The organism is Leclercia adecarboxylata (assembly GCF_035787115.1).
In the GTDB taxonomy this organism is placed as follows: domain Bacteria; phylum Pseudomonadota; class Gammaproteobacteria; order Enterobacterales; family Enterobacteriaceae; genus Enterobacter; species Enterobacter adecarboxylatus_E.
The window spans coordinates 754,480-766,905 of sequence record NZ_JALKTL010000001.1 but is presented as its reverse complement, the minus strand read 5'-3'; the positions used below and the strand labels follow the sequence as shown (position 1 = coordinate 766,905).

7 protein-coding genes are annotated in these 12,426 nt (G+C 63.1%); all 7 read left to right on the top strand.

The window, feature by feature from the left end; all coding sequences use genetic code 11:
• Positions 1-3: 3 nt before the first annotated feature.
• Positions 4-1,170 carry a nitrate regulatory protein NasR gene (gene nasR / locus MXM41_RS03585; protein ID WP_325929933.1) on the top strand — a complete coding sequence of 389 codons (1,167 nt, stop codon included), beginning with the start codon at positions 4-6 and terminating at the stop codon, positions 1,168-1,170.
• A 229-nt stretch (positions 1,171-1,399) separates the two neighbouring features.
• Complete coding sequence (locus tag MXM41_RS03580) at positions 1,400-2,647, top strand: CmpA/NrtA family ABC transporter substrate-binding protein (protein WP_325929932.1); 1,248 nt, start codon at positions 1,400-1,402, stop codon at positions 2,645-2,647.
• 1 nt (position 2,648) lies between these two features.
• Positions 2,649-3,527, top strand: coding sequence for a nitrate ABC transporter permease (gene ntrB / locus MXM41_RS03575; protein WP_325929931.1), 879 nt, complete (start codon positions 2,649-2,651; stop codon positions 3,525-3,527).
• A gap of 10 nt (positions 3,528-3,537) precedes the next feature.
• Complete coding sequence (locus MXM41_RS03570) at positions 3,538-4,326, top strand: ABC transporter ATP-binding protein (RefSeq protein WP_325929930.1); 789 nt, start codon at positions 3,538-3,540, stop codon at positions 4,324-4,326.
• 11 nt (positions 4,327-4,337) lie between these two features.
• Positions 4,338-8,318 carry a nitrite reductase large subunit NirB gene (gene nirB / locus MXM41_RS03565; RefSeq protein ID WP_325929929.1) on the top strand — a complete coding sequence of 1,327 codons (3,981 nt, stop codon included), beginning with the start codon at positions 4,338-4,340 and terminating at the stop codon, positions 8,316-8,318.
• Positions 8,315-10,843 carry a nitrate reductase gene (locus MXM41_RS03560; protein WP_325929928.1) on the top strand — a complete coding sequence of 843 codons (2,529 nt, stop codon included), beginning with the start codon at positions 8,315-8,317 and terminating at the stop codon, positions 10,841-10,843. Before nirB ends, MXM41_RS03560 begins: the two co-directional genes overlap by 4 nt.
• A 179-nt stretch (positions 10,844-11,022) precedes the next feature.
• On the top strand, positions 11,023-12,426 hold the full coding sequence (locus MXM41_RS03555; protein WP_325929927.1) for a YchO/YchP family invasin: 1,404 nt from the start codon (positions 11,023-11,025) through the stop codon (positions 12,424-12,426).

The following is a 12,426-nucleotide window of genomic DNA, read 5'->3' as shown; positions in this document are numbered from 1 at the left end:
AGCATGACGATTAACACTGGCCGTCCACCCGGCGCCACCGAATGGTTCCAGCAGGCGAGACTGCTGCGTAAACAGGAGCTGTGCAAGCTGGCGCAGCTGGGCACGCTTGTCAGCCGGATAAGCCATCTTGCGCACATGCTACAGTGCGAGCGCGGGGCCTCCAACATCTGGCTCTGCTCCCGGGGTGCGCTGTATGCCCTGGAGTGTAAAGCCAGCCGCGCGCTGGTGGACGATCAACTGCAGGCGCTGCATCAGGCCCTCGGCACGCCGCTAATGGCCAGCGGTGCCCTGTGCGAGCGGGTGGCCAACGCCCTGCAAAGCCTGGAGCAACTTTCCGCATTACGCGAGGCGATTACGGATTGCGCACTGCCTTCAGCCACGGCGATGGAGCGTTACGGCCGCATGCTGCGTAATCTGCTCAGTATTGTGCCGCAACTCAATGACAGCATTGACGATCCGCAAATCGCCGGCAGATTTGTCGCGCTCTACAGCCTGATGCAGGGTAAAGAGCTGGTGGGGCAGGAGCGGGCGCTGGGGGCGATAGGCTTTACCCAGGGGTTTTTCAGCGACGAGATGCGCCAGATGCTGGTGGACAGAATCGACGGACAGCAGGCCTGTTTCGAAATTTTTCTCTCTCTGACCCCAGCCGCCCTGCATGACCATTTCACCCTCAGCGTGCCGGGGGCGGAAGTCGAACAGCTGCGGCGGCTGGCCTGTACCCGACAGCCCGCCGCAGACCAGGGCGTACTGGCGCTGCACTGGTTCTCGCTACAAACCGAACGTCTTGAGCACCTGCGCACCCTTGAAGAGGTGCAGATTGCCGACCTGATGCTGGCAGTGGAGACGCTGATTGGCCGGGCAGACGACGACCTGCCCGCCGAGCCGCAGACCGATGAGCCGCTGGCCCTCTATCCACAAAAGCCCTTACTGCCGCTGGTACGCCAGCAGGCCCGGGAGATCGAACAACTCTCCCGCCAGCTGGCCTCGATGCGCGACTCCCTGGAGGAGCGCAAGGTGATCGACAAGGCGAAAAGCGTGCTGATGACCCATCAGCAGATGAGCGAGGAGCAGGCCTGGTGCCAGCTGCGCAAGATGGCGATGGATAAAAATCAACGGATGGTGGATATCGCCCGGGCGCTGCTGACGGTTAAAGCTCTTTGGCAGCAGTAAATGCACCCCGGCTGGGCAACGCCTGCATGGTTGAGGTGCGTTCATCCGGCTTGCTGACAAAAACGGCCCGAAAACTCAGCGTTTAAAACCTGGCATCACCCTTGCATTAATCTACATAACAATTTTGACGATGCGCCAACGGCGGTGTGTCGTTCTTCAGGATAAAGGCGTCCTGCAGTGCTCTGGCACTGCCGGACGCCTTTTTTTTGGCATTTTTTCAGGAGTGAGCATGGTGGAATGGACAAGACGGCGTTTTTTACAGGCCAGCGCGCTGGCAGGCGGGGCGCTAATGCTGCCGGGCGTAATGCAGGCCGCATGGGCTGCGGGCTCCGATAAACCGGAGCTCGATACCGTGCGCGTCGGCTTTATCCCGTTGACCGACTGCGCCCCGCTGGCAATCGCGGCGTATAAAGGGTTCGATAAAAAATACGGCTTTACGCTGGTACCCAGTAAAGAGGCCAGCTGGGCGGCGGTGCGCGACAAGCTTGTCGCCGGGGAGCTGGACGCGGCGCACATTCTCTATGGCCTGCTCTACGGCCTTGAGCTGGGGATCGCCGGAAAAGCCAAACCCATGGCCAACCTGATGACTCTTAACCGTAACGGGCAGGCGATTACCCTGTCGAGCGATCTCGCTGAGCAGGGCGTGCGCGACGTTGAGGGGCTGAAAAAGCTTATCGCCCAACAGGCGCCGGGCACTTACACCTTCGCCCATACCTTTCCCACCGGCACCCATGCCATGTGGCTCTACTACTGGCTGGCGAGCGCGGGCATCAATCCGTTTGACGACGTGCGCACCGTAGTGGTGCCGCCGCCGCAGATGGTGATGAACATGCGCATCGGCAATATGGTCGGCTTCTGCGTCGGCGAGCCGTGGAACGCCCGCGCCATTAACGATCGCATCGGTTTTACCGCCGCCACCTCCCAGTCCATCTGGCCGGAACACCCGGAAAAAGTGCTGGGCACCCGCAGCGAGTGGGTAGAACAACATCCGAACACCGCCCGGGCGCTGGTCAGCGCGCTGCTGGAGGCCCAGCGCTGGATCGATGCTTCCCCGCAGAACAAAGAGGAGACCGCTCAGTTGCTCTCCCGGCGCGCCTGGCTGAATACCAAAGAGCAGTACCTCACCGGCCGCATGCTGGGTGAGTACGACAACGGCGTGGGCCAGCGCTGGCAGGATGCTGACCCGATCCGCTTCTTTGAGGACGGGGCGGTCAGCTATCCCTGGCATTCCGACGGGATGTGGTTCTTAACCCAGTTCCGCCGCTGGGGATTGCTGAAAACCGATCCGGACTACGCCGCTATCGCTCAGCGCATCAACCGCACCGACGTCTGGCAGGACGCCGCCAGCGCGGTGGGCGGCATTCGCGCGCCCTCATCGTCGATGCGCAGCAGCACATTGATGGACGGTACCGTCTGGAACGGCACCGATCCAAAGGCGTACGCCAACAGTTTCGCTATTCACCGTACAGGGGCCTGATATGAACAAAGTCAACACGAAAGCCGCACCCGCCGGGGCGGTCAGCGGGGAAGTGATCGCCCTGCCACCGGTGCAGGTGCGCCGTCGCCAGCCAGCGTTTGCCCGCCGGATAAACGAGCTGCTGCAACGCATCATCCCGGCGCTGCTCGGCCTGGGGTTGCTGGTGATTGCCTGGCAACTGGCAGCCATCAACAGCAAAGGGTTCCCGACGCCGTTAAGCACCCTGGATTCGGCCATCACGCTGTTTGCCGATCCGTTCTACCGCGACGGCCCCAATGACATGGGGGTGGGCTGGAACGTGCTGGCCTCCTTGCAGCGTGTCGCCATCGGCTTTGGTCTGGCGGCGATGGTGGGCATCCCGCTGGGCTTTATGATTGGCCGCTTCACTTTTATGTCCCGCATGTTCACCCCGCTGATTGCGCTGCTGCGCCCGGTCAGCCCGCTGGCCTGGCTGCCCATCGGCCTGCTGCTGTTCCAGAAGGCGGAGCCCGCCTCCAGCTGGACCATTTTTATCTGTTCAATCTGGCCGATGGTCATCAACACCGCCGAAGGGGTGCGCCGCATCCCGGAGGATTACCTCAACGTGGCGCGGGTGCTGCAGCTCTCTGAGTGGACGGTGATGCGCCGCATTCTCTTCCCCGCCGTGCTGCCTGCGGTGCTGACCGGGGTGCGGCTCTCCATCGGCATCGCCTGGCTGGTAATTGTCGCCGCCGAGATGCTCACCGGAGGACTGGGGATCGGCTTCTGGATCTGGAACGAGTGGAACAACCTCAACGTCGAAAACATTCTCATCGCCATCGTCATTATCGGCGTGGTGGGTTTGCTGCTGGAGCAGGGGCTGATGCTGATCGCCCGTCGTTTCAGCTGGCAGGAAAAATAAGGAGCGCACTATGAAACCTCTGATTCAGGTCCAGGCCGTCAGCCAGCGTTTTTCCACCGCCAGCGGCGAGTTTCTGGCCTTACAAAATGTCTCTTTTGATATCCACGAAGGAGAAACCATCAGCCTGATTGGTCACTCCGGCTGCGGCAAATCCACGCTGCTGAACCTGATCGCCGGCATCACTCTGCCTACCGAAGGTGGGCTGATCTGCGATAACCGTGAGATCGCCGGGCCAGGGCCGGAGCGGGCGGTGGTGTTCCAGAACCACTCCCTGCTGCCGTGGCTGACCTGTTTCGACAACGTGGCGCTGGCGGTGGATCAGGTATTCCGCCGCAGCATGAACAAAGCCGAGCGTCGGGAGTGGATCGAACACAACCTCGAACGGGTGCAGATGGGGCACGCCATCCACAAGCGCCCTGGAGAGATTTCCGGCGGCATGAAGCAGCGCGTGGGCATTGCCCGCGCCCTGGCGATGAAGCCAAAGGTGCTGCTGATGGATGAGCCGTTCGGCGCCCTCGATGCCCTGACCCGCGCCCATCTGCAGGATTCGGTGATGCACATTCAGCAGGAGCTGAACACCACCATTGTGCTGATCACCCACGACGTGGATGAGGCGGTGCTGCTCTCGGATCGGGTGCTGATGATGACCAACGGCCCGGCGGCAACGGTGGGCGAGATTTTGCGCGTCGATCTGCCGCGCCCGCGTAACCGGGTGCAGCTGGCAGAGGACAGTCGTTATCACCATATGCGCCAGCAGATCCTGCACTTCCTCTACGAAAAACAGCCGAAAGCGGCCTGAGGAGCACCACTATGCGCCTGGTCATCATTGGAAACGGACTGGCGGCAACGCGGCTGATCGAGTCGTTGACCGACCGCGCGCCAGGGCGCTTCGCCATTACCGTTATCGGCGAGGAGCGCGCGCACGCCTATAACCGCATCCAGCTCTCGCCGGTGCTCGGAGGAGAGAAAGCGGCAGCCGCCACGCAGCTCCACGACGAAGCCTGGTATCAGGCACGCGGCGTCACGGTGCTGTGCGGCGAACGGGTGCTGGGCGTGGAGTGCGCGGCGGGGATGTTGCGCACCGATAAACGCCTCCTGGGATGGGATGAACTGGTGTTCGCCACCGGATCCCTGCCGTTCGTGCCGCCGATACCCGGAAGCGAATTGCCCCACGTCTTTACCTTCCGCACCCTTGAGGATGTGAACGCCATTCTGGCGACACCCGGCCCGGCGGTTGTGCTGGGCGGCGGGGTGCTGGGGGTGGAAGCGGCGGCAGCGTTAAAGCAGAGAGGTGACAACGTCACGCTGATACATCGCGGTGCGTGGCTGATGGAGCAGCAGCTGGATCAGCAGGCGGGTCTGCTGCTGGAACAGGCGCTCTCGGCGCGCGGCATCGCCTGTGAGCTGAACGCCGGGATTGCGCAGATAACCCCCGACAGCGTCACCCTCAGCGACGGGCGTAGTCTGAGCGCCACCCGCGTGGTACTGGCGACGGGTGTGATGCCCAATATCGCCCTGGCAATAGCGAGCAATGTGCCGTGCGGGCGCGGGATCCGGGTGGATAACCAGATGCGCACCGCGTCTGAAGGCATCAGCGCCATCGGCGAGTGCTGTGAAATCGACGGGCAGACATGGGGGCTGGTGGCGCCCTGTCTGGCCCAGGCGGAGATCCTCGCCGCCCGTCTCGCGGGGGAGCGCGTCACCCCCTTTACCCCGGCGCAAAACGGCATGCGCCTGAAGGTCACCGGCATTGAGCTGTTCAGCGCCGGAGAGGTGAGTGCGCAACAGGATGACGCGGTGTGGACCAGCTGGGATCCGCTGACCCGCCACTACCGCCGCCTGCTGGTTCGCAACGGTACGCTGGCAGGCGTACTGCTGATGGGGGAGTGTCGCAGCGCGGCTACCCTCACCGATTTACTGGCTACGTCAGAACCCGCTCAGGCGGACTGGCTGTTCGATCGATTCACTACGCAGCCGCAGGTTGCAGGACAGAACGCTATGACAAAACCTACTCTGGTTGTGGTTGGGCACGGTATGGTCGGCCACCATTTTCTTGAAGACTGCGTGAATCGCGGTTTACATCAGCAGTATCAGATTGTGGTCTTTGGCGAAGAGCGCTATGCCGCCTACGACCGCGTCCATCTTTCGGAATATTTTGCCGGGCGCAGCGCCGACTCGCTGTCGATGGTGGCCGGGGATTTCTTTGCCGATAACGGCATTGAGCTACGCCTCTCCAGCCCGGTGGTGGCTATCGATCGCGACGCCAGGGTGGTTCGCACCGCAGGCGGGCACGAAACCCACTGGGACAAGCTGGTGCTGGCGACCGGATCGTACCCCTTCGTGCCGCCGGTGCCGGGGCGCGACCTGCCGGGCTGCTTTGTCTACCGCACGCTTGACGATCTGGATAACATCGCCGCTCACGCCAGAGGGTCGCGCACCGGGGTAGTGATTGGCGGCGGGCTGCTGGGGCTGGAGGCGGCCAACGCCCTGAAACAGCTTGGTCTTGATACCCACGTGGTGGAGTTTGCTCCGAACCTGATGGCGGTCCAGCTCGATAACGACGGGGCCGCGATGCTGCGGCGTAAAATTGAAGCCCTCGGCGTGGGAGTGCATACCAGCAAGGCCACCACTGAGATCGCTGAAACCGACAGCGGGATGGTGCTGCGCTTCGCCGACGGCAGCGAGCTGGCGACCGACATGGTAGTCTTTTCCGCCGGGATCCGCCCGCAGGATGCGCTGGCCCGCGACTGCGGCCTGACCCTGGGCGAGCGCGGCGGCATTGCCATCGATAACCAGTGCCGCACCTCGGATGCGGATGTATTTGCCATCGGTGAATGTGCCCTTTGGGAGGGCAAAATCTACGGCCTGGTAGCCCCCGGCTATCAGATGGCGCGGGTAGCCTCTGCCGCGCTTGCCGGGGAAGCGAACGCCTTCACTGGCGCCGATATGAGCACCAAACTCAAGCTGCTGGGCGTGGACGTGGCGTCGTTTGGCGACGCCCACGGCCGCACGGCGGGGGCGCAGAGCTATCAGTGGACCCACGGCCCGCAGCAGATCTACAAGAAGATCGTGGTCAGCGCTGACAACAAAACCCTGCTCGGCGGGGTGCTGGTGGGGGATGCCAGCGAATACGCTACCCTGGTGCAGATGATGCTTAACGACATCCGTCTGCCAAAGGATCCTGAAACCCTGATCCTCCCCGCCGTGGCAGGCAGCGCCCCGAAAGCGCTGGGCGTAGCGGCTCTGCCGGAGAGCGCGCAGATCTGCTCCTGTCATAACGTCAGCAAAGGCGACATCTGCCAGGCGGTGAGCAACGGCGCTACCGACATCGGCGCGGTGAAGCAGTGCACCAGAGCGGCCACCGGCTGCGGCGGGTGCAGCGCGCTGGTAAAACAGGTGATGGAGTTCCAGCTGGCGGCCCAGGGCGTGGAGGTGAAAAAGGACATCTGCGAGCACTTCGCGTACTCGCGCCAGGAGATCTACCACCTGGTGCGCGTCAACCGCATCCACACCTTTGACCAGCTGATCAGCCGCTACGGCCACGGCCACGGATGTGAGATCTGCAAGCCACTGGTGGGCTCGGTGCTGGCCTCCTGCTGGAACGAATACCTGCTGAAACCAGCCCATCTGCCGCTGCAGGACACCAACGACCGCTACTTTGCCAACATCCAGAAAGACGGTACGTACTCCATTGTGCCGCGTATGGCCGCCGGCGAAGTCACCGCCGACGGGCTGATCGCTATCGGCCAGATTGCCAAACGCTATCAGCTGTACAGCAAAATTACCGGCGGGCAGCGTATCGACCTGTTTGGCGCCCGGCTGGAGCAGCTCCCGGAGATCTGGCAATTGCTTATCGACGCCGGGTTTGAAACCGGGCACGCCTACGGCAAATCCCTGCGCACGGTGAAATCCTGCGTCGGCTCCACCTGGTGCCGCTACGGGGTGCAGGACTCTACCGGGCTGGCGGTGACCCTGGAGAACCGCTACAAGGGGCTGCGCGCGCCGCACAAAATCAAGATGGCGGTATCCGGCTGCACCCGCGAGTGCGCCGAAGCCCAGAGCAAGGATGTGGGGGTGATCGCCACCGACAAGGGCTGGAACCTCTACCTCTGCGGTAACGGCGGCATGAAGCCGCGCCATGCGGATCTGTTTGCCAGCGATCTCGATAGCGCCACGCTGCTGCGCTATGTCGACCGCTTCCTGATGTTCTATATCCGCACCGCCGATCGCCTGCAGCGTACCAGCACCTGGATGGATAACCTCGAAGGTGGGCTGGACTACCTGCGCGAGGTGATCGTCGACGACAGCCTCGGCATTGCCGACGAGCTGGAGCTGGAGATGCAGCGGGTGGTCGACACTTACCAGTGCGAATGGCAGACCACGCTGCAGGATCCGGGTCGTCTGGCCCAGTTCCGCACCCTCGACGCCGCGCCTGCGCCAGCAAAACGCTGGCAGGATATCTGCACGGTGGACGAGATCCCCGAGCAGGCCGGGATTGGCGCCCGGCTGGGCGCACAGCACATTGCGCTGTTCCGCTTTGGCAAGGCGATTTATGCCCTTGAGGATCGCGAGCCGGGCGGCAGCGTCAGCGTGTTGTCGCGCGGCATTCTCGGCGATGCCGGGGGCGAGCCGGTGGTGATATCCCCCCTGTATAAAACGCGGATCCGCCTGCGCGACGGTCGCCAGGTTGAGACCGGTGAAGTGGCGGTGCGCGCCTGGCCGGTGAAGATTGAAGGCGATCGGGTGCTGGTGGGCAGCGAAGAGCTGGTGATGCGTGCGGAGGCCTCATGACGGAAACCCAAACGACCTGTCCTTACTGTGGCGTAGGCTGCGGGGTGATCGCCCGCGTTGAAAACGGCGAGGTGAGCGTGCGCGGCGACGACAGCCATCCGGCCAACTTTGGCCGCCTGTGCGTGAAAGGCTCGGCGTTAGGGGAGACCACCGTTCTTGCGGGGCGCCTGCTTCACCCGGAGGTGGACGACCAGCCGGTGAACTGGGAGCAGGCGCTGGACAGTGCGGGTGCGCGGCTGCGGGAGATTATCGACACATACGGGCCGCAGGCGGTGGCCTTTTATGCCTCCGGCCAGCTGCTGACGGAGGATTACTACGCCGCCAACAAGCTGATGAAGGGCTTTATCGGCGCGGCCAATATCGACACCAACTCCCGGCTCTGCATGTCCTCGGCGGTGGTGGGCTACAAGCGGGCCTTTGGTGAAGATGTCGTGCCGTGCAGCTATGAGGACGTGGAGCAGACCGATCTGGTGGTACTGGTAGGATCGAACGCCGCCTGGACCCATCCGGTTCTGTATCAACGGCTGGTGCAGGCGAAAAGCAGAAACCCGGCGCTTAAGGTGGTGGTGATCGACCCGCGTCGCACCGCGACCTGCGACATCGCCGACCTGCATCTGGCCCTGACGCCCGGCAGCGACGCCGTGCTGTTTGTCGGCCTGCTGAATGCTATCGACAACGGCGAGGGGGAGGCGCAGCAGATCGCCCGCGAATGGCCCCCTGAACGGGTGGCGGCGTTTTGTGGCCTGACGCCCGGGGAGGTCGCCACCTTCTACGCCTGGTTTATTGCCGCCCCGCGGGTGGTGACGCTCTACACCATGGGCATCAACCAGTCCGCCAGCGGCAGCGACAAGTGCAATGCGATCGTTAACGTCCATCTGGCCAGCGGTAAGATTGGTCGCCCCGGATGCGGGCCGTTTTCGCTGACCGGACAGCCTAATGCGATGGGCGGACGCGAGGTGGGCGGGCTGGCGAACCAGCTGGCGGCGCACATGAATTTTACCCCGGACGATCTGAGCCGCGTGGCCCGCTTCTGGGGAACGGAGCGGCTGGCGCAGACCCCGGGACTGATGGCGGTGGAGCTGTTCGACGCAATTGCCCGCGGCGAGGTGAAGGCGGTGTGGATCATGGGCACCAACCCGGCGGTGTCGCTCCCGGACAGCCATGCGGTGTGCCAGGCCCTGGCGGCCTGTCCGCTGGTGATGGTCTCGGAAGTGATGCGCGACACCGACACCAGCCGCTTCGCCCATATCCGTTTTCCGGCGCTGGGCTGGGGAGAGAAAGAGGGCACGGTGACCAACTCCGAACGCCGCATCTCCCGCCAGCGCGCCTTTTTACCGGCCCCGGGCGAGGCAAAACCCGACTGGTGGATCATCGCCCGCATCGCTGAGCGACTCGGGCATGGCGCGGCGTTTGCGTGGCGCGGGCCGCACGACATCTTTAAAGAGCACGCCGCATTGACCGCTTTTGAAAACCACGGCGAGCGGATGCTTAATCTTGCACCGCTGGCCCGGCTAAGCCGCGAGGCGTGGGAGACGCTGACGCCCTGGCAGTGGCCCGTCAACCGTGAAGCCTTTGTCCGCGGGCGGCAGGTGCCGGTTAACCCGCAGCCGCACGGCGCAACCCCCAATGTGCTCTATCCCTTTACGCTGAACAGCGGACGCCTTCGCGATCAGTGGCACACCATGACCCGCACCGGCTACGTGCCGCGCCTGATGCAGCACTGCGATGAACCGACGGTGGATATCTCGCCGCAGGATGCCGCCCGGCTGGGGCTGCGCAACGGACAGCTGACCCGCATTAGCGCCCCGCGTGGGGTGATGGTGGCCCGGACGCGGATAAACGACGGGCAGCTGCCGGGCCAGCTGTTCGTTCCGATGCACTGGAACAGCTGTTTTTCACGCCAGGGCAAGGTGAACGCGCTGGTGGAAGGGCGTTGCGATCCGCATTCCGGCCAGCCGGAGAGCAAACAGACCGCGGTGCGGCTGATGCCGTGGCAACCGACATGGCAGGGGGAGCTTTACAGCCGGGAGGCGCTGGATCTGCCGATTTATGTCTGCTGGTGGCGCAAGGCGGCGACCAGGGTATCCCGCCTGACGCTGGCGGCAGATAAACCGCTGCTGGAGTGGCTGCTGGCGCACTGCGCCGGGCAGGGCTGGCAGCTGCAAATCGCGCAAACCGGGGCGCGCAGCAGCCTGCTGGCCTGGCATGAGGGGGCGCTGATGCTCGGTTTCTGGCAAAGCAGCGCTTTGCCGCTGCTGGCGCATGAATTTATCGAAGCGGCGTTTCGCACCGCGCCGCGGGAGCTGGCTGAGCGTCATGCCCTGCTGAACGGGCAGAGCCCGGGCGAGCACAAAGATCAGGGACGTATTATCTGCAGCTGTTTCAGCATCGGCGAAAACGCTATTCGGGAGGCGATTGCCGAAGGATGCGACTCGGCGGCGGCGCTGGGGGCAAAACTGCGCTGCGGGACTAACTGCGGCTCCTGCGTGCCGGAGCTGAAGGGGATGCTGGGGGTAAAGGTGTAAAAGCCTGATGGGCTGCGCTTATCAGGCCTGCGGGTCAGCAGGTCGGGTAAGCGTCAGCGCCACCCGACAATCAGGCTTCAGGATATTCCTGAAATTTCCCTTAGGGCTGTCAATTTTCCTCAATCAGGTTAAGGTATTAACTCTGTTTTCATCAACACAGGCTACCTTTCACGACGGTGATGATTGTTTCGCCCCGCATTCGTTCGCTGCTTCTCCTCCTCTGTTATGCCGGAGCCGTTCAGGCTGCCCCGAATTCTTTTATTCAGCAGGCACAAAACCCGTTCGATAATAACGGCGACAGCCTGCCGGACTTAGGTATGGCGACCCCGACGGGGGAGGGTGAAAAGCATCTGGCGGAGATGGCAAAAGCGTTCGGCGAAGCCAGCATGACCGATAACGGCCTGACCACCGAGGAGCAGGCCCGGCAGTTTGCCCTGAGCCAGGTTCGAAATGCCGTCAGCCAGGAGGTGAATCAGCACATCGAGTCGTGGCTCTCGCCCTGGGGCAATGCCAGCGTGGATCTACTGGTTAATGATGAGGGACGCTTCACTGGCAGTAAGGGGAGCTGGTTTATACCCTGGCAGGATAACAACCACTACCTCACCTGGAGCCAGCTCGGCCTGACCCAGCAGGAGGATGGCCTGGTGAGCAATGCGGGCATCGGCCAGCGCTGGGTGGCGGGTAAATGGCTGCTCGGTTACAACACCTTTTACGACAACCTGCTCGATGAAGACCTTCAGCGCGCCGGGCTGGGTGCTGAAGCCTGGGGGGAATACCTGCGCCTGTCGGCCAACTACTATCAGCCGTTTGCCAGCTGGCGTGACAGTTCGGCGGTGCAGGAGCAGCGCATGGCGCGCGGGTACGACATCAGCGCCAGGGCCTGGCTGCCGTTTTATCACCACCTCAATACCCGCATCAGCTTCGAACAATATTTTGGCGACAGCGTGGATCTCTTTCATACCGGCACGGGCTACCACAACCCGCTGGCGGTGAATCTGGGGCTGGACTATACCCCGGTGCCGCTGGTGACTTTTTCCGCCGGGCATAAGCAGGGGGAGAGCGGGGTGAGCCAGAATAATCTCGGTCTGAAGCTCAACTATCGCTTCGGGGTGCCGTTAAAAAAACAACTCTCCGCCAGCGAGGTGGCAGAAAGCCGCTCCCTGCGGGGTAGCCGCTACGATCCGCCTGAGCGCCAGAATCTGCCGGTGCTGGAGTTCCGTCAGCGCAAAACGCTCTCTGTCTGGCTGGCGACGCCGCCCTGGGATCTCAAGCCGGGTGAGACGGTGGTGCTGAAGCTGGACATTCGCAGCCGTCACGGGGTGCGTTCACTGCACTGGCAGGGGGATACGCAGGCGCTGAGCCTCACTTCACCGGCGAAGAGCAGTGACAGCGAAGGCTGGAGCATCATCATGCCGGCCTGGGATAGCCGCGAGGGGGCGAGCAACCGCTGGCGGCTGTCGGTGGTGGTGGAAGACGAGGCCGGGCAGCGTGTCTCGTCCAATGAGATCACGCTTACCCTGACGCAGCCGCTACTGGCGCTGCCAGAGGACGAGCCGCAGTGGACGATGCTGCCGGACGAGTAA

Bases quoted from the DNA above. Each gene is read 5' to 3' on its own strand.
- nasR (WP_325929933.1), top strand. From the start codon at position 4: ATGACGATTAACACTGGCCGTCCACCCGGCGCCACCGAATGGTTCCAG.
- MXM41_RS03580 (WP_325929932.1), top strand. From the start codon at position 1,400: ATGGTGGAATGGACAAGACGGCGTTTTTTACAGGCCAGCGCGCTGGCA.
- ntrB (WP_325929931.1), top strand. From the start codon at position 2,649: ATGAACAAAGTCAACACGAAAGCCGCACCCGCCGGGGCGGTCAGCGGG.
- MXM41_RS03570 (WP_325929930.1), top strand. From the start codon at position 3,538: ATGAAACCTCTGATTCAGGTCCAGGCCGTCAGCCAGCGTTTTTCCACC.
- nirB (WP_325929929.1), top strand. From the start codon at position 4,338: ATGCGCCTGGTCATCATTGGAAACGGACTGGCGGCAACGCGGCTGATC.
- MXM41_RS03560 (WP_325929928.1), top strand. From the start codon at position 8,315: ATGACGGAAACCCAAACGACCTGTCCTTACTGTGGCGTAGGCTGCGGG.
- MXM41_RS03555 (WP_325929927.1), top strand. From the start codon at position 11,023: ATGATTGTTTCGCCCCGCATTCGTTCGCTGCTTCTCCTCCTCTGTTAT.